Consider the following 17,690-nt stretch of genomic DNA (forward strand, 5'->3'; position numbering starts at 1 on the left):
GTGTGTCAGTCGACATCAACTCTGCTGACACACCGCCTTCGCGAGCAAGCCCGCTCCCACATAGGTTCAATGGTGTCTATGGACCCTGCATTCACCTTGGCTCCCACTGGGGATAGGTGGAGTGCTGGCTAGCCCGCGCCGCGCAAATGTTCCATCGCCCACACCGCGGCTTCGACCCGGGAGCGCAGGCCGAGTTTGTGCAGCAGGTTTTTCACGTGGACCTTGACCGTGCCTTCGGTGATGCCGAGTTTGTGGCCGATGACTTTGTTGCTGTAGCCACTGGCGATGGTCCTAAGGACCTGGCGTTCGCGCTCGGTCAGTTCCACTTCGGCCTGGCGCGGCGGGGAGCGCAGGGCCTGGGCCATGACGCGGGTCAGGCCGGGGCTGATCACCAGGGCGCCGTTCAAGGCGTCGCGGATGTACTGGATCAACAACTCGGGCTCCATGTCCTTGAGCAGGTAGCCGTTGGCGTCCAGGCGCAAGGCGTCGCGGACGTCGTCTTCGGCATCGGACACGGTGAACAGCAACACCTTGCCGGTGTAGTGCATGGCACGCAGCCGGCGCAGGGTCTCGATGCCGTTCATCTGCGGCATGTTGTTGTCCAGCAGCACCAGGTCAGGCCTGAGCGGTTCGATCAGCGCCAGGGCTTCTTCGCCGTGGCTGGCTTCGCCGACGATCTGCAGGTCGTCTTCAAGCTCCAGCATCTGGCGGATCCCGCGACGCATCATCGGGTGGTCGTCAACCAACAGCAGGGTGTGGCGCAGCGGCGCGTTCATAGGGCGATGCCTTCAGAGTGTTGGCCCAGGAATTCCGGTTGGAACTGCACCTGGATATGGGTGCCCTGGGGTGTTCGGGAGAGAATCTGCAATTGGCCGCACAGGCTGCGGGCCCGTTCGTTCATGATGTTCAGGCCGTGATGCTCGCGCTGGTCGACCTCGCCGCTGAAGCCGCGGCCGTCGTCTTCGATCGACAGCCGTACGGTCTCGCCTTCCTGGCGCAGTTCGAGCCAGGCGTTCTGCGCATGGGCGTGGCGCAGGCAGTTGGATAGCGCTTCGCGGGTGATTTGCAGGATGTGAATCTGTTCGCTGGCCGAGAGTTCGAAGGCCAGGCTGTCGATGATCAGGTGCACCTGGAAATCCCCACGGTTGGAAAACTCTTCAGCGGTGTCCTTGAGTTCTTCCACCAGGCCATCGTCGTGGATCTGCAAGCGGAACGTGGTGAGCAATTCCCGCAGTTGACGATAGGCATTGTTCAGCCCTTCACGCAGTTCGCCGGTGACGGTTTCCAGGGTCTGCACCGGTTCGCCGCGGCGCATCAGGGTCTGCATGCGGCTGACTTGCAGCTTCATGTACGACAGGGCCTGGGCCAGGGAATCGTGCAGTTCCCGGGCAATGATCGTGCGTTCATCGAGCAACAGCAGGCGATGGTCCTGTTCGCGCTGGCGCTTGAGGGACAGCGAGGTGCCGATCAGGTTGGCCAGGGCCTGGATCAGTTCGGTTTCCCAGGGCTGTGCCTGATGTCCGTCGACAAAATGCGCCTTGAGTTCACCCAGCTCGTTGCCCTGGTTGCTGATGCTGAAGGCCTGCGGGCGAACGGCGTGATGTCTGTCGCAAGTGGCGCAGTCGCTGCTGGCGCATACTTGGCGGTTGTTGGCGCCATGCAGGGCCAGCAGTTGCCGCGCGGGGGTTTGCAGTTGCCCTTGCAGGCACAGCGACAAACGCAGGCCCGGCAACTGCTGCTGGAAGCGCCCGATCAGTTCATCCAGGCCCTCGGCGTTAGCCTGGCGGGTCGCCAGGCTGCGGCTGCTCTGGTAGAGCAACTCCAGGGCAGCATTGGCCTGTTGCAGGTTCAAGGTCTTTTGCCGGACCTGATCCTCCAGGGTGCGGTGGGACTGCTCGATGGTCTCGGCCATGGTGTTGAAGCTGGTCGCCAGTTGGCCCAGTTCATCCTCGGACTGATGATTGACCCGCACCTGGAACTCGCCACGCCGAAAGCGCTGGGTCGCGTCCACCAGTTCTTGCAGGGGCGAGACCACCCCGTACTGCAATTCATACAGGCCGAACAACAGGATGATCATGGTGCTGAACAGTGCAATGCCCTGGATCGCCTGTTGCCAGCCCTGTTTGTGCTCGCTCTGGCGTTGCAGCAGGTTGACGAACCGGTCCAGTTGCTCGACGAAAGAGTTGGCGCTGGCCTGGAAGAATACCCCGTCGCCGCGCTCGATGGCCGGGCGCAGGGTCTGGTTCCAGCGTTGTACAAGGTTCTGGTAACTCTGATGCAGGGAGGTGTTCGGCCCGTCTTCCAGCACGGCGCGCAGGGCAGGGCTGTCGAGGCGTTGTTGCAGGCTGGCGATGATCGCCGGGATCTCGGTGCCATCGCCCGCCGCCAGTTTCCAGCTCAGGTGGTAGGTCTCCATGCGCACGGAGCCGGCGGTATTGATGGCCGAGGCGTCGCCCTGGCTGAACCAGGCGATCAATCCGGCGCTCAAGGAACTGGCGAGGGCAAGGATAGCGATAAGGATCACCGCCAGCCCGGCGCGAGCGGGCAGGGAGCTGCGCAGCCAGCGCATCATTGTGGCTGGCCCTGCGAGAAATTCTGCAACCCGGACATGCTGCGGCGCCTGGAATTGGGGTGTTGCAGCCGATCCTGGGCGCACTACCTCTAAAGAGTTGTCGGCCGCTCCGTTTCCCTGGAAGCCTCGGCCAACCTGTTCAGGACATTGATAAACAAAGGGTTTGATCAGGATCCCGGTCTACCCCCTTGGAGGTAGGCGGGCCAAGCATAGGCCAGGGGCCCCCGGGGGCTCGTTGACCCAGGTCAAGTTTTTGCGGGGTAGGCATCACTAGTCTGCGCTCATCGAATTGACTGGGGTGCGTCGTGATGCGAGCGCAAGTGCAACAAGGGCTGGTACTGGGGATGAGTACCCTGGCCTTCACCGTGTGCTTCATGGTCTGGATGATGTTTGCCGTGCTGGGCGTGCCAATCAAGGAAATGCTCGCCCTCAATGAAACCCAGTTCGGCCTGCTGGCCGCCACGCCGGTGCTGACCGGATCCTTGGTGCGCCTGCCCCTGGGGCTTCTGACTGACCGCTTCGGCGGGCGGATCGTGTTCTTCCTGCTGATGCTCGCCTGCGTGCTGCCGCTGTACCTGATCACGTTGGCGACCGCGTTCTGGCAGTTCCTGGTACTGGGCCTGTTCGTCGGATTGGCCGGCGGTTCGTTCTCGGTCGGCATCGCCTACGTCGCCAAGTGGTTCGACAAACAGAACCAGGGTTTTGCCATGGGTGTGTTCGGTGCCGGCAACGCCGGTTCCGCGGTCACCAAATTCCTCGCTCCGGCCTTGATCGCATTCGGCACCTGGCACCTGGTGCCGAAGGTGTTCAGCGCCATCCTGTTCATCACCGCGCTGCTGTTCTGGTTTCTCACCGCCGAGAAAAAAGAACACCGCAGCGTCGGTGGCGCGACGTTGCGCGAGCAACTCCAGGCGCTGAAAGAACCAGCCGTGTGGCGCTACTGCCAGTACTACTCGATCGTGTTCGGCGGCTACGTGGCCCTGGCCTTGTGGATGACCAAGTACTACGTGCAGGAATACGGCTTCAGCCTGCAAAGCGCCGCACTGCTGGCGGCCTGTTTCTCGCTGCCCGGTGGCGTGTTGCGCGCGGTCGGTGGCTGGATGTCGGATCGCTGGGGCGCCCAGAGCGTGACCTGGTGGGTGCTGTGGGTCAGCTGGATCTGCCTGTTTCTGTTGTCGTACCCGCAAACGCAACTGCAAGTGCAGACCGTCAACGGTGTGGTCGATTTCCACATCGGCCTCAGCGCCACGCTGTTCACCGTGCTGCTGTTCGTGATGGGCATCGCCTTCGCATTCGGCAAGGCCTCGGTCTTCAAATACATCGCCAATGACTACCCGAAAAACATGGGCGCAGTGTCCGGCATTGTCGGCCTGGCCGGCGGCCTGGGCGGGTTCGTGCTGCCGATCATGTTTGGCGCCCTGGTGGACCTCACCGGCGTGCGCTCGTCCTGCTTCATGTTGCTGTACGGCGTGGTCTGGGTCTCGCTGATCTGGATGTACTTCAGCGAAATGCGCCAGCGCCCGTTGCTGGGCAAACCCTCGCCGACCAGCCAACCGCCGTTTTCCAGCATTGCCCAAGGAGAAGAACATGTCCGTTCTACAAACGCCTGACAAAGGCCCGGTGATTCATGACTGGCGCCCGGAAGACCCTGCGTTCTGGGGGCGCAGCGGCAAACAGACCGCACGGCGCAACCTGTGGATCTCGATCCCGGCGCTGCTGCTGGCCTTCGCGGTGTGGATGGTCTGGAGCACGGTGATCGTGCGCCTGAACGCCATCGGTTTCAGCTTCAGCACCGACCAGTTGTTCTGGCTGGCGGCATTGCCGGGGCTGTCGGGGGCCACATTGCGGGTGTTCTACTCGTTCATGGTGCCGATCTTCGGTGGCCGCCGCTGGACCGCCCTGAGCACCGCGTCGCTGCTGGTGCCGGCGCTGTGGATGGGCTTCGCCGTGCAGGATCCGACCACGCCTTATAACGTGTTCGTACTGATCGCACTGCTGTGCGGTTTCGGGGGCGGCAACTTCGCCTCGAGCATGTCCAACATCAGCTTCTTCTATCCCAAGTCGCAACAGGGTACCGCCCTGGGGTTGAACGCCGGCCTGGGCAACCTGGGCGTGTCGGTGATGCAATTCAGCGTGCCGCTGGTGATCTCCTTCGGGGTGTTCGGCTTCATGGGCGGCCAACCGCAAGTCTTGGCCGACGGCAGCTCGCTGTGGTTGCAGAACGCCGGCTTCATCTGGGTGCCGTTCATCCTCGCCGTGACCCTGATCGCCTGGTTCGGTATGAACGACCTGTCCAGCGCCCGCGCTTCATTCAGCGAGCAGGCGGTGATCTTCAAGCGCATGCACAACTGGCTGATGTGCTGGCTGTACCTGGCGACCTTCGGCTCGTTCATCGGCTTTTCCGCCGCGTTCCCGTTGTTGATCAAAACCGCGTTCCCGGAAGTCATCGCCCTGAAATTCGCCTTCCTCGGCCCGCTGGTGGGGGCGCTGGTGCGCCCGCTGGGTGGTTGGCTGGCGGACAAGCTCGGCGGCGCCAGGGTCACCCTGTGGAACTTCGTGCTGATGATCGCGATGGTGTTCGGCGTCCTGCATTTTCTTCCTCAGGGCGGGCAGGGCGGCAGCTTCTACGGTTTCCTGGGCATGTTCATGCTGCTGTTCATCACCACCGGCGTGGGCAACGGCTCCACCTTCCGCATGATCCCGGTGATCTTCCGCACCCTGCATGAAAAAGCCGCCTTGGGCAAAAAGCCCGAGCAGCGCGAGCAAGCCCTCAAGGATGCCGGCAAGGAATCGGCTGCGGTGCTGGGTTTCAGCTCGGCCATGGGCGCCTTCGGTGCGTTCTTCATTCCCAAATCGTTCGGCACTTCGATGGCCCTGACCGGCGGCCCGGAGATGGCCTTCTACATGTTCGTCGGCTTTTACCTGAGCTGCATCGGGGTGACCTGGTGGTGGTACGCCCGCAAAGGCGCGGCGACCCCCTGCTGATTCGAATTATCTGTTGCGTGGGCGGGGCGCAGACCCCGCGGAGCAAGCCTGAGAGGAAGACACTGTGAGTCATTTACTGGATCAACTGCGGTTCTTCAACCGCAAGCAAGGCGAGTTTTCCGAAGGTCACGGCGAGACTCGCAAGGAGTCCCGGGACTGGGAGAACGTCTACCGTTCCCGTTGGCAGTACGACAAGATCGTGCGGTCCACCCACGGGGTGAACTGCACCGGTTCCTGCTCGTGGAAAATCTACGTCAAGAACGGCCTGATCACCTGGGAAACCCAGCAGACCGATTATCCGCGCACCCGTAACGACCTGCCCAACCACGAGCCTCGCGGCTGCCCTCGGGGCGCCAGCTACAGCTGGTACATCTACAGCGCCAACCGGCTCAAGTACCCGAAGGTCCGCAAGCCATTGCTCAAGCTCTGGCGCCAGGCCCGGCAGACCCTGCCGCCGGTGGAGGCCTGGGCCAGCATCGTCGAGAACAAGGCCAAGGCCGACTCGTACAAGAGCAAGCGCGGCATGGGTGGCTTCATCCGTTCCAACTGGGAAGAAGTCAACGAGATCATCGCCGCGGCCAACGTCTACACCGTCAAGCAGCACGGCCCTGACCGGGTGGTGGGCTTTTCGCCGATCCCGGCCATGTCGATGGTCAGCTATGCGGCCGGCGCCCGTTACCTGTCGCTGATCGGCGGCGCGTGCCTGAGCTTCTACGACTGGTACTGCGACCTGCCACCGGCCTCGCCGATGGTCTGGGGCGAGCAAACCGACGTGCCGGAATCGGCTGACTGGTACAACTCCAACTACATCATTGCCTGGGGCTCCAACGTCCCGCAGACCCGTACCCCCGATGCGCACTTTTTCACCGAGGTACGCTACAAGGGCACCAAGACCGTGGCGATCACCCCGGACTATTCGGAAGTCGCCAAGCTCACCGACCTGTGGCTCAACCCCAAGCAGGGCACCGACGCCGCGCTGGCCCAGGCCTTCAACCATGTGATCTTCAAAGAATTCCACCTGGACAAGCCCAGCGCCTATTTCACCGAATATGCCAAGCGCTATACCGACCTGCCGGTGCTGGTGGTGCTCAAGCCGATGCTCGGCGCGGCGCCCGGTTCAGGCTACCAGCCAGACCGCTTCCTGCGGGCCAGCGACCTGACCGACAACCTCGGCCAGGACAACAACCCGCAATGGAAAACCATCGCCCTGGATGCCGACGGCCAACTGGTTTCGCCCCAAGGCTCCATCGGCTATCGCTGGGGTGAGAAGGGCAAGTGGAACATCCTGCCGCGTGAAGGCGGCGAGGGCCGTGAGATCGACCTCAGGCTCAGCCTGATCGGCGGCGACGTCGCCGAAGTGGCGTTCCCGTACTTTGCCGGTGAATCCCAGGAATACTTCCAGCACGTGGCGGGTGACGCGGTGCAGTTCCGGCGGGTGCCGGTGCACAGCGTAGTGCTGGCCGATGGCAGCGTGGCGAAGGTGGCCACCGTGTTCGACCTGTCGGCGGCCAACCTGGCCATCGACCGTGGCCTGGGGGGCGCCAACGTTGCCAAGGACTATGACGACGCCTCGGTGCCCGGTACGCCGGCCTGGCAGGAGCAGATCACTGGCGTGAGCCGCGAGAAGGCGATCCAGATCGCCCGTGAGTTTGCCGATAACGCCGACAAGACCCGTGGACGCTCGATGATCATCGTCGGTGCGGCGATGAACCATTGGTACCACATGGACATGAACTACCGCGGGCTGATCAACATGCTCATGCTCTGCGGTTGTGTCGGCCAGACCGGCGGCGGCTGGGCGCACTACGTCGGCCAGGAAAAACTCCGTCCGCAATGCGGCTGGCTGCCTCTGGCCTTCGGCCTGGACTGGAACCGTCCGCCACGGCAAATGAACGGCACCAGTTTCTTCTACGGCCACAGCTCGCAATGGCGTCACGAGAAGATGAGCATGCACGACGTGCTCTCGCCACTGGCCGACAAGTCGCAGTTCCCCGAGCACGCCCTGGACTACAACATCCGCGCCGAACGCGCCGGTTGGTTGCCGAGCGCGCCGCAACTCAACACCAACCCGCTGCACATCTGCCGTGAAGCCGCCGCGGCGGGCCTGGACCCGAAAGACTACGTGGTCAAGTCGCTGCAGGACGGTTCCCTGCGTTTTGCCTGCGAGCAGCCCGACAACCCGGTGAACTTCCCGCGCAACATGTTCATCTGGCGCTCCAACCTGCTGGGCTCCTCGGGCAAGGGGCACGAGTACATGCTCAAGTACCTGCTGGGCACCAAGAACGGTGTGATGAACGAAGACATCGGCAAGGTCGGCGCCTGCAAGCCTACCGAAGCCGAGTGGGTGGACGAGGGCGCCATCGGCAAGCTCGACCTGGTGACGACCCTGGACTTCCGCATGTCCTCGACCTGCGTGTACTCCGACATCGTCTTGCCGACCGCCACCTGGTACGAAAAAGACGACATGAACACCTCGGACATGCACCCGTTCATCCACCCACTGTCGGCGGCTATCGACCCGGCGTGGGAGTCGCGTTCGGACTGGGAAATCTACAAGGGCATCGCCAAGGCATTCTCGGCCATGTCGGTCGGGCACCTGGGCGTGGAGAAAGACCTGGTCACCGTGCCGCTGATGCATGACAGCGTCGGTGAACTGGCCCAACCCTTTGGCGGTACCGACTGGAAAACCGCCGGCGAGGTGCCCCAACCGGGCAAGAACGCACCGAACCTGCAAGTGGTGGAGCGCGACTACCCGAACATCTACAAGCAGTTCACGTCCCTGGGCCCGATGCTGGAAAAACTCGGTAACGGCGGCAAGGGCATCAACTGGAACACTGATACTGAAGTTAAATTCCTCGGCGAACTGAACCACAAGGAAGTCGAGGCGGGTATCAGCCAAGGGCGGCCAAAAATCGACAGCGCCATCGACGCCGCCGAAGTGATCCTGTCCCTGGCGCCGGAAACCAACGGCCATGTCGCGGTGAAAGCCTGGGCCGCGCTGTCGCAATTCACCGGCATCGACCACAGCCATCTGGCGGTGTCCAAGGAGCACGAGGCGATTCGTTTCCGCGACATCCAGGCCCAGCCGCGCAAGATCATTTCCAGCCCGACCTGGTCCGGCCTGGAAGACGATCACGTCAGCTACAACGCCGGCTACACCAACGTGCACGAGTCGATCCCGTGGCGCACCATCACCGGCCGCCAGCAGTTCTACCAGGATCACCCGTGGATGCAGGCATTCGGCGAGCAACTGATGAGTTACCGGCCGCCGGTCAACACCCGCACCATTGAAGGCGTGAAAGGCAAGCGCAGCAATGGCGAGACCGAGATCGTCCTGAATTGGATCACCCCGCACCAGAAATGGGGCATCCACAGTACCTACACCGACAACCTGCTGATGCTCACCCTCAGCCGTGGCGGACCGATCATCTGGCTCTCGGAAATCGACGCCCGGCGCGCCGGCATCGAGGACAACGACTGGGTCGAGTGCTTCAACGCCAACGGTGCGTTGACGGCCCGGGCGGTGGTCAGCCAGCGGGTCAAGGAAGGCATGGTGATGATGTACCACGCCCAGGAACGGATCGTGAACGTGCCCGGTGCGGAAACCACCAAGACCCGCGGCGGCCACCACAACTCGGTGACCCGCGTGGTGCTCAAGCCGACCCACATGATCGGTGGCTACGCCCAGCAGGCCTACGGGTTCAACTATTACGGCACGGTCGGTTGCAACCGCGACGAATTCGTCGTGGTGCGCAAGATGGCCAAGGTCGATTGGCTCGACGGTTCCAGTGGCGATGATCTGCCGCGCCCGCTGCCGACCGATATCGAGGAGAACTGAGATGAAGATCCGCTCACAAATCGGCATGGTCCTGAACCTGGACAAATGCATCGGCTGCCATACCTGTTCGATCACTTGCAAGAATGTCTGGACCAGCCGCGAAGGCATGGAATATGCCTGGTTCAACAATGTCGAGACCAAGCCTGGCATCGGCTATCCCAAGGAGTGGGAAAACCAGGACAAGTGGAAGGGCGGCTGGATCCGTAACGCCGATGGCTCGATCAACCCGCGCATCGGCGGCAAGTTCCGCGTACTGGCGAACATCTTCGCCAACCCGGACCTGCCGGGCCTGGACGACTACTACGAACCGTTCGACTTCGACTACCAGCACCTGCACACCGCACCGTTGGGCGAGCATCAGCCGGTCGCACGCCCGCGTTCGCTGGTGTCGGGCAAGCGCATGGAGAAAATCGAGTGGGGCCCGAACTGGGAGGAAATCCTCGGCACCGAGTTCGCCAAGCGGCGCAAGGACAAGAACTTCGACCAGATCCAGGCGGACATCTACGGCGAATACGAAAACACTTTCATGATGTACCTGCCACGCCTGTGCGAGCACTGTCTCAACCCGGCGTGCGCGGCGTCCTGCCCGAGCGGGGCGATCTACAAGCGTGAGGAAGACGGTATCGTCCTGATCGACCAGGAGAAATGCCGCGGCTGGCGCATGTGCATCAGCGGCTGCCCGTACAAGAAGATCTATTTCAACTGGAAGAGCGGCAAGTCGGAAAAATGCATCTTCTGCTACCCGCGTATCGAAGCCGGGATGCCGACCGTCTGTGCTGAAACCTGCGTCGGCCGTATTCGCTACCTCGGTGTGCTGCTGTATGACGCCGACCGCATCAGCGAAGTGGCCAGTACCGCCAACGAGCATGACCTGTACGAGAAACAGCTGGAGATCTTCCTCGACCCGAACGACCCGGCGGTGATCCGCCAGGCCCTGGCCGATGGCGTGCCGCAATCGGTAATCGACTCGGCGCAACGTTCGCCGGTCTACAAAATGGCGGTGGACTGGAAACTCGCACTGCCGCTGCACCCGGAATACCGTACCTTGCCGATGGTCTGGTACGTGCCGCCGCTGTCGCCGATCCAGAACGCTGCTGCCGCCGGCACCGTGGGCATGAACGGGGTCCTGCCGGACGTCGACAGCCTGCGCATTCCGCTGCGCTACCTGGCGAACCTGCTCACCGCCGGCGATGAAAAACCGGTCAAGCGTGCCCTCAAGCGCCTGCTGGCGATGCGCGCCTACAAGCGTTCCGAACAGGTCGATGGCGTGCAGGACCTGCAAGTGCTGGCCGACGTCGGCCTGGACGTGAATCAGGTGGAAGAGATGTATCGCTACCTGGCAATCGCCAACTACGAGGACCGTTTCGTTGTGCCAAGCGCCCACCGCGAAGACGCCATGAGCGATGCGTTCGCCGAGCGTTCCGGTTGCGGCTTCAGCTTCGGCAGTGGTTGCAGCGGCAGTTCCGACACCAACATGTTCGGTGGCAAGAAGGCCAACCGGCGTGACGTGATCAAGACCGTGCAGTTGTGGGAGGACTGACCATGCGCATTCTCAAGGTGATTTCGTTGCTGCTCGACTACCCGACCGAGACCCTGGTGGCCGCTCGTGACGAGCTGGAACAAGCGATTCTCCAGGCACGGGAAATCAGCCCGAACCAACGAGCGGGGCTGTTCGAACTGCTGGAGGTGATTTGTGGCAAGGATCTGATGGACGGCCAGGAGCATTACGGCGCGTTGTTTGGCCGCGGGCGTTCGCTGTCGCTGCTGCTGTTCGAGCATGTCCATGGCGAATCCCGCGACCGTGGCCAGGCCATGGTGGACATGATGGCCCAGTACGAAGAGGCCGGTTTCGCCATAGGCGTCAAGGAACTGCCCGACTACATCCCGCTGTACCTGGAGTACCTCTCCACCCGCGAAGATCTGGAGGCCCGCGAGGGCCTGGCGGACGTCGCGCACTTGCTGGCCTTGCTCGCTGCGCGCCTGGAGGAGCGCGAAAGCGCCTATGCCAGTTGCTTCCGGGCCTTGCTGCAAATCGCCGGGGCCGAACCCCAGGGCGCGGTTGCCGAGCTGCGCGAGCAAGTCAAAGCCGAGCCACGGGACGACTCCCTGGAAGCCCTGGACCGGGTCTGGGAAGAAGAGGCGGTGGATTTCATGAAGGCCGAGCAGCAGGACCGTTGCAGCTCAATGCCGAGTGCGCCGGGCAAGGCCCGGGAAGAAAGTGCGGTGCCGTTGCACTGGGTGGATTTTCAGCATGAAGGGCGGGCCGCTGCGCTTGCCGGGGAGGTGGGCAATGTCTAAATGGGATCTGTTGTTGTTCGGGGTCTACCCGTATGTCGCCCTGGCGATCTGCCTGATCGGCAGTTGGGCGCGGTTCGACCTGTCGCAGTACACCTGGAAGGCCGGCTCCAGCCAGATGCTCAGCAATCGCGGCATGCGGGTGGCGAGCAACCTGTTCCACGTCGGCGTGCTGTTCGTGCTGGCCGGGCACTTCGTCGGCCTGCTGACGCCGTCGGCGATCTACCACCACGTGCTGAGCACCGAGAACAAGCAATTGCTGGCGATGGTCTCCGGTGGCTTCTTCGGCGTGCTGGGCCTGATCGGGCTGCTGATGCTGCTCAACCGGCGCCTGACCGACCCACGGGTTCGCGCCACCTCCAATACCTCGGACATCCTGGTGCTGGTGGTGCTGCTGGTGCAACTGGTGCTCGGCCTGATGACCATCGTTGCGTCGACCGCACACATGGACGGCTCGGTGATGGTGATGCTGGCCGACTGGGCCCAGAACACCGTGCTGCTGCGTCCGGTGGAAGCCGCGACCTCGATGGCTCCGGTGGGCCTGGTCTACAAGCTTCACGTGCTGTTGGGCCTGACGCTGTTCGTGCTGTTCCCGTTCACTCGTCTGGTGCACATCGTCAGCGCGCCGGTCTGGTACCTGGGTCGGCGTTATCAAATCGTTCGGCAGAAGTTCTGAGGAGACGATCATGACCAGTGGATGCGGATGTGGCGGCGGTAATGGCGGCGGTGGCGGTTGTGGTTCTTCGGCAAAAGCGGCGCCAGAGGCAGATGTCGCGCCGCCTGGCGCGGTGCAGTTCGAGCCGGTGGAGGTTGATGAAGCACCGCCGCAATTGATCGCCAGCAGTGAACAGGAATGGCCGATCATCAGCGTCAACGGGGTGTCGATCAGCCCGCAGGCGATGGCTCTGGAGCTGCAATACCACCCGGCCGAAAGTCGCGAGGAAGCGGTCTATCAGGCGGCACGGGCCTTGGTGATCCGTGAATTGCTCCAGCAACGGATTGCCGAATTGGGCCTGGCGTTACAGGTCGGCGCCGGCGAAAACGAAGAGGAGGCGGCGACGCGGCTGTTGCTCGAACGTGAAGTGCAGGTGCCGCAATGTGACGAAGCGACCTGTCTGCGCTACTTCGAAAGCAACCGGGCGCGCTTTCACAGCGCCCCGTTGCTGGCGGTGCGGCACATCCTGCTCGAATGCGCGCCGGACGATGCCGAGGCGCGCAGCGTGGCGCGGGTGCAAGCTGAGTTGCTGCTGGAACGGCTGGAGCAGTTTCCAGGCAGTTTCGCTGAGCTGGCGCAGCAGTATTCGGCGTGTCCGTCCAAGGAGCAGGGTGGCTCGCTGGGCCAGATCAGCAAGGGCCAGACCGTGCCCGAGCTGGAGCGCCAGTTGTTCGCACTGCCGGCGGGGCTGGCGGGTAAACCGTTGGAAAGCCGCTACGGCTGGCACGTGATCAGCATCGACCAGCGCATCGACGGCCAGCCGCTGCCTTACGAGGCGGTGGCGACGGCGATCCGCACCCAGTTGCAACAGGGCGTCTGGCAGAAAGCGCTGGTGCAGTACCTGCAAACCCTGATCGGTGCGGCGGACATTCGCGGCATTCATCTGCAGGGCGCCGACTCGCCGCTGGTGCAGTGAGCATCGGGTCAACCAGGGGGTATGCATGAACGCGGTGTTGCGGGACGGATTTGGGCGCCAGATCGATTATCTACGGATGTCGGTGACCGATCGTTGTGATTTTCGCTGTGTGTACTGCATGGCGAAAAACATGACGTTCCTGCCGCGCCAGCAAGTGTTGACCCTGGAGGAATTGCAGCGGCTGGCGCGGTTGTTCGTCGGGCTGGGGGTGAAGAAGATTCGCCTGACCGGTGGCGAGCCGCTGATCCGGCCGGGCATCGTCGGGCTGTGTCGCGAGATTGCGGCATTGCCCGGGCTGCGGGAACTGGTGATGACCAGCAACGGCTCGCAGCTGGGCCGCCTGGCCCGGCCGCTGGTCGAGGCGGGTGTCAAACGCATGAACATCAGCCTCGACAGCCTGGACGGCGAGCGCTTTCGGGCGATTACCCGTAACGGCAATCTGGACCAGGTGTTGACGGGTATCGAGGCGGCGACGGCGGCGGGATTCGAACGGATCAAGCTCAACTGCGTGGTGATGAAGGGACGCAACTTCGATGAGGTTCCGGCCTTGGTGCAGTACGCCGTCGAGCAACGCATCGACATCAGCTTCATAGAGGAAATGCCGTTGGGCGAGGTTGGGCGTTCGCGGGGGGAGTCGTTCTGTTCCAGTGATGAGGTCCGGGCGCTGATTGCCAGTCACCATGGGCTGCTCGACAGCACCGAGAGCAGCGGCGGGCCGGCGCGCTATGCGCGCCTGGAACGTCATCCGCAGACTCGCATCGGCTTCATCTCGCCCAACACCCACAACTTCTGCGCCAGTTGCAACCGGGTGCGCATGACGGTGGAGGGGCGCTTGCTGCTATGCCTCGGGCAAGACGATTCCCTCGACCTGCGGTGCCTGCTGCGGCGTTATCCGCTGGATGACCAACCGCTGATCCACGCCGTGAAACAAGCCCTGCGCGGCAAACCCCTGCGCCATGACTTCAATCCTGGCGGGGAGGTGCAGATTGTGCGGTTCATGAACATGAGTGGGGGGTGAGCAGCCTATCAGCAACACCACAACACCTTGTGGGAGCGGGCTTGCTCGCGAAGACGTCAGGCCAGTCAAGATCTTCATCGACTGATTCGCCGCCTTCGCGAGCAAGCCCGCTCCCACAGTGGATTTTGGTGCGGGCAAAATTTGCGGCCTTCCACAAATCCCTGTGGGAGCGAGCCCTGCTCGCGATGACGGCCCCGCCGTCACCATCCCCCCAACAGACCCACCCCCAATTCTTGATATCGATCAATTGCAACCCACCCCTTTGGCCGTACCCTTTACTGCATATTGTGTTTAAAGATCTATAAATCCCTATATGTAGTGTCTGGAGCCCAAATGCAGAGCACATTGATCTCAATAGGCTGTAACCGCTTGCACAAGCGCGACGGCAGTGTGGTTGCCTTCGATGCGGACAAGATCCGCCAGGCGCTGATTGCCGCCGGCAGGGCCACCGGTGAATACGCCGAGGTCGAGGCCGAGGAGTTGCTCAAAGCTGTGTTGACCCGGTTGGAAGGGCAATCACGATTGAACGTCGAGCAGATCCAGGACCGCGTCGAACGGGTGTTGATGGACGCCGGTTACTTTCTCTCCATGCGCGCCTACATCGTCTACCGCGAGCAACATGGACGCCTGCGCCGGGACCGCCGCACCCTGGTGGAAGTCGCCACTTCGATGAATGAATACCTGGACCGTGAAGACTGGCGCGTGCAGGCCAACGCCAACCAGGGGTATTCCCTCGGTGGGTTGATCCTCAACGTGTCGGGCAAGGTCACCGCCAACTACTGGCTGGACGAGGTCTACAGCCAGGCCATCGGCCAGGCCCACCGCGAGGCCGACCTGCATATCCACGACCTGGACATGCTCGCCGGCTACTGCGCCGGCTGGTCCCTGCGCACGCTGTTGCACGAAGGCCTCAATGGCGTGCCGGGGCGGGTCGAGGCCGGGCCGCCCAAGCACTTGAGCAGCGCCCTGGGGCAGATGGTGAATTTCCTCGGCACCCTGCAGAACGAATGGGCCGGCGCCCAGGCGTTCAGCTCGTTCGACACCTACCTGGCACCCTATGTGCGCAAGGACCGGCTGAGCTACGACGAGGTCCGCCAGTCGTTGCAGGAGTTCATCTACAACCTCAACGTCCCGTCGCGCTGGGGCACCCAGACGCCGTTCACCAATCTCACGTTCGACTGGGTCTGCCCTCAGGATCTGCGCGAACAGATCCCGGTGATCGGCGGCGAGGAAATGCCGTTCGCCTACGGTGACCTGCAAGCGGAAATGGAACTGCTCAACCGCGCCTACATCGAAGTGATGCAGGCCGGCGATGCGAAAGGGCGGGTGTTCACCTTTCCGATTCCGACCTACAACATCACCCATGACTTCCCGTGGGACAGCGAGAACGCCGACCGGCTGTTCGAAATGACTGCCCGTTATGGCTTGCCGTACTTCCAGAACTTCCTCAACTCGGACATGCAGCCCAATCAGGTGCGGTCGATGTGCTGCCGCCTGCAACTGGATGTGCGCGAGCTGCTCAAGCGCGGGGGCGGGTTGTTCGGCTCGGCGGAGCAGACCGGCTCATTGGGCGTGGTGACGATCAACTGCGCGCGCCTGGGCTACCTGTACAAGGGCAACACCAGTGCGCTGCTGCAACGCCTGGATACGCTGATGGAACTGGCGATGGAGAGCCTGGAGGTCAAGCGCAAGGTGATCCAGCACCACATGGACGCTGGTTTGTATCCCTACACCAAGCGCTACCTGGGCACCTTGCGCAATCATTTCTCCACCATCGGCGTGAACGGCCTGCATGAAATGCTGCGCAACTTCACTGACGACCAACAGGGCCTGCACACCGAGCAGGGGCGTGAATTCGCCCTGAAATTGCTCGACCACGTGCGGGCCACGCTCCTGCGCTTCCAGGAAGAAACCGGCCACCTCTACAACCTCGAAGCCACCCCCGCCGAAGGCACCACCTACCGCTTCGCCAAGGAAGACCTCAAGCGCTTCCCGGACATCCTGCAGGCCGGCAGCCCGGTGGCGCCGTACTACACCAACTCCTCGCAACTGCCGGTGGGTTTCACCGACGATCCGTTCGAGGCCCTGGAACTGCAAGACGAACTGCAATGCAAATATACCGGCGGCACCGTGTTGCACCTGTACATGGCCGAGCAGATTTCCTCGACCCAGGCTTGCAAGCAACTGGTGCGCAAGGCATTGGGGCGTTTCCGCCTGCCGTATCTGACGGTCACGCCGACTTTTTCCATTTGCCCCGTGCACGGCTACCTGGCCGGCGAACACGAGTTCTGCCCGAAATGCGACGAAGCCTTGCTAGCGCAACAGCAGCTTGCCGGCAGCGTCCACTGATCCGATCCATCGACCGCAAGGAGCTTCACCTTATGAGCGCAGCACAATCTCTTCCGCAGGCACAGCGTCAACGTTGTGAAGTCTGGACGCGAGTGATGGGCTATCACCGTCCCGTGGCAGCCTTCAACCCGGGCAAGCAATCCGAGCATCGCGAACGGGTGCACTTCACTGAACGCGCGGCTGGGCGTCCGTGAGCCGAGTGCTCCGGGTCGGGGGGCTGGTGCCCCTGACCACCCTCGATTATCCCGGTCAGTTGGCTTGTGTTCTGTTTTGCCAGGGCTGCGCCTGGCGTTGTCGTTACTGCCATAACCCGCAACTGATCCCGCCGCGCGGTAGCGAGGAGGTGGATTGGTGTCGGGTGCTGGCGTTTTTGCAACGCCGTCAGGATCTGCTCGATGCCGTGGTGTTCAGTGGCGGTGAGCCGACCTTGCAGGAGGGGTTGGCGGCGGCCATGGAGGAGGTGCGGCAGATGGGCTTTCGCATCGGCCTGCACAGTGCCGGGATCAAGCCGGCGGCCTTTGCCAAAGTGGTCGGGCTGGCGGACTGGGTGGGGTTCGACATCAAGGCCTTGCCCGAGGACGCCTTGGAGGTGACCCGGGTCGAGGGCAGCGGCGCTGCCAACTGGCGCAGCCTCGAGCATCTGTTGGCCAGTGGTGTGGAGTATGAATGCCGCACCACGGTGCATTGGCACCTGTTCGAGCCCGAACGTTTGCTGGCCCTGGCTCGGCGTCTCAGCGAGCGTGGTGTCAGGCGTTTCGCGGTGCAATTGGTGCGCACGGCGCGAATGCTCGACCCTCATCTTTCCGGGGTTTCAGCCCATACTTTGCAACCTGAGCTGTGGGGCGAGATGCGGGCGTTGTTTCCTTCGTTTGTGTTGCGCAGTTGAGCCGCGAACGACGGGGGGAGCTGGGGATTTCTCAGAAATACAATCCACCATGAGTCCCTTGTGGGAGCCGAGCTTGCTCGCGATGACGGTGTGTCAGTCACGAATAGGTAACTGAT

Annotated in this window: 13 protein-coding genes; 11 read left to right on the plus strand and 2 right to left on the minus strand. The window is 62.6% G+C overall.

Features of this window, described 5'->3' with window-relative positions:
• Positions 1-128: 128 nt before the first annotated feature.
• Both narL and RGM2987_RS03390 read right to left on the minus strand, forming a co-directional pair.
• Entirely contained in the window at positions 129-776 is a 648-nt protein-coding gene (gene narL, locus RGM2987_RS03385; RefSeq protein ID WP_245138708.1) for a two-component system response regulator NarL, read from the minus strand.
• Entirely contained in the window at positions 773-2,572 is a 1,800-nt protein-coding gene (locus RGM2987_RS03390) for a HAMP domain-containing protein (RefSeq protein WP_245138709.1), read from the minus strand. Before RGM2987_RS03390 ends, narL begins: the two co-directional genes overlap by 4 nt.
• A 308-nt stretch (positions 2,573-2,880) precedes the next feature.
• Between RGM2987_RS03390 and RGM2987_RS03395 the strand changes: the two genes are divergently transcribed.
• From RGM2987_RS03395 to RGM2987_RS03440, 11 genes are all read left to right on the plus strand, one after another.
• Positions 2,881-4,182 carry a nitrate/nitrite transporter gene (locus RGM2987_RS03395; RefSeq protein WP_245138710.1) on the plus strand — a complete coding sequence of 434 codons (1,302 nt, stop codon included), beginning with the start codon at positions 2,881-2,883 and terminating at the stop codon, positions 4,180-4,182.
• The gene (locus tag RGM2987_RS03400; RefSeq protein WP_245138711.1) at positions 4,160-5,557 is read left to right on the plus strand and encodes a NarK family nitrate/nitrite MFS transporter; all 1,398 of its coding nucleotides are present in this window, start codon (positions 4,160-4,162) and stop codon (positions 5,555-5,557) included. The genes RGM2987_RS03395 and RGM2987_RS03400 overlap by 23 nt, the downstream gene beginning before the upstream one ends.
• Before the next feature lie 64 nt (positions 5,558-5,621).
• Positions 5,622-9,395: a nitrate reductase subunit alpha gene (locus tag RGM2987_RS03405; RefSeq protein WP_245138712.1), complete on the plus strand. Its 3,774-nt coding sequence runs from the start codon at positions 5,622-5,624 to the stop codon at positions 9,393-9,395.
• 1 nt (position 9,396) lies between these two features.
• Positions 9,397-10,935 carry a nitrate reductase subunit beta gene (gene narH / locus RGM2987_RS03410; protein WP_245138713.1) on the plus strand — a complete coding sequence of 513 codons (1,539 nt, stop codon included), beginning with the start codon at positions 9,397-9,399 and terminating at the stop codon, positions 10,933-10,935.
• Positions 10,936-10,937: 2 nt separating this feature from the next.
• A complete protein-coding gene (gene narJ, locus RGM2987_RS03415) occupies positions 10,938-11,693 on the plus strand; it encodes a nitrate reductase molybdenum cofactor assembly chaperone (protein WP_245138714.1) in 756 nt (251 codons plus the stop codon).
• Entirely contained in the window at positions 11,686-12,366 is a 681-nt protein-coding gene (gene narI / locus RGM2987_RS03420) for a respiratory nitrate reductase subunit gamma (RefSeq protein ID WP_245138715.1), read from the plus strand. The genes narJ and narI overlap by 8 nt, the downstream gene beginning before the upstream one ends.
• A 10-nt stretch (positions 12,367-12,376) precedes the next feature.
• Entirely contained in the window at positions 12,377-13,321 is a 945-nt protein-coding gene (locus RGM2987_RS03425; RefSeq protein ID WP_245138716.1) for a peptidylprolyl isomerase, read from the plus strand.
• A gap of 25 nt (positions 13,322-13,346) precedes the next feature.
• Complete coding sequence (gene moaA, locus RGM2987_RS03430; RefSeq protein WP_245138717.1) at positions 13,347-14,339, plus strand: GTP 3',8-cyclase MoaA; 993 nt, start codon at positions 13,347-13,349, stop codon at positions 14,337-14,339.
• 333 nt (positions 14,340-14,672) lie between these two features.
• The gene (locus tag RGM2987_RS03435; RefSeq protein WP_280639810.1) at positions 14,673-16,688 is read left to right on the plus strand and encodes a ribonucleoside triphosphate reductase; all 2,016 of its coding nucleotides are present in this window, start codon (positions 14,673-14,675) and stop codon (positions 16,686-16,688) included.
• Between the two features lie 32 nt (positions 16,689-16,720).
• Positions 16,721-16,882 (plus strand): anaerobic ribonucleoside-triphosphate reductase, encoded by a 162-nt coding sequence (nrdD, locus tag RGM2987_RS27515; protein WP_280639811.1) that lies wholly within the window; start codon positions 16,721-16,723, stop codon positions 16,880-16,882.
• Positions 16,879-17,574 (plus strand): anaerobic ribonucleoside-triphosphate reductase activating protein, encoded by a 696-nt coding sequence (locus RGM2987_RS03440; protein WP_245138718.1) that lies wholly within the window; start codon positions 16,879-16,881, stop codon positions 17,572-17,574. The genes nrdD and RGM2987_RS03440 overlap by 4 nt, the downstream gene beginning before the upstream one ends.
• Positions 17,575-17,690 lie beyond the last annotated feature (116 nt).

Source organism: Pseudomonas sp. RGM2987 (genome assembly GCF_022952855.1).
Taxonomy (GTDB): domain Bacteria; phylum Pseudomonadota; class Gammaproteobacteria; order Pseudomonadales; family Pseudomonadaceae; genus Aquipseudomonas.

Bases quoted from the DNA above. Each gene is read 5' to 3' on its own strand.
- narL (WP_245138708.1), bottom strand. From the start codon at position 776: ATGAACGCGCCGCTGCGCCACACCCTGCTGTTGGTTGACGACCACCCG.
- RGM2987_RS03390 (WP_245138709.1), bottom strand. From the start codon at position 2,572: ATGATGCGCTGGCTGCGCAGCTCCCTGCCCGCTCGCGCCGGGCTGGCG.
- RGM2987_RS03395 (WP_245138710.1), top strand. From the start codon at position 2,881: ATGCGAGCGCAAGTGCAACAAGGGCTGGTACTGGGGATGAGTACCCTG.
- RGM2987_RS03400 (WP_245138711.1), top strand. From the start codon at position 4,160: ATGTCCGTTCTACAAACGCCTGACAAAGGCCCGGTGATTCATGACTGG.
- narH (WP_245138713.1), top strand. From the start codon at position 9,397: ATGAAGATCCGCTCACAAATCGGCATGGTCCTGAACCTGGACAAATGC.
- narJ (WP_245138714.1), top strand. From the start codon at position 10,938: ATGCGCATTCTCAAGGTGATTTCGTTGCTGCTCGACTACCCGACCGAG.
- narI (WP_245138715.1), top strand. From the start codon at position 11,686: ATGTCTAAATGGGATCTGTTGTTGTTCGGGGTCTACCCGTATGTCGCC.
- RGM2987_RS03425 (WP_245138716.1), top strand. From the start codon at position 12,377: ATGACCAGTGGATGCGGATGTGGCGGCGGTAATGGCGGCGGTGGCGGT.
- moaA (WP_245138717.1), top strand. From the start codon at position 13,347: ATGAACGCGGTGTTGCGGGACGGATTTGGGCGCCAGATCGATTATCTA.
- RGM2987_RS03435 (WP_280639810.1), top strand. From the start codon at position 14,673: ATGCAGAGCACATTGATCTCAATAGGCTGTAACCGCTTGCACAAGCGC.
- nrdD (WP_280639811.1), top strand. From the start codon at position 16,721: ATGAGCGCAGCACAATCTCTTCCGCAGGCACAGCGTCAACGTTGTGAA.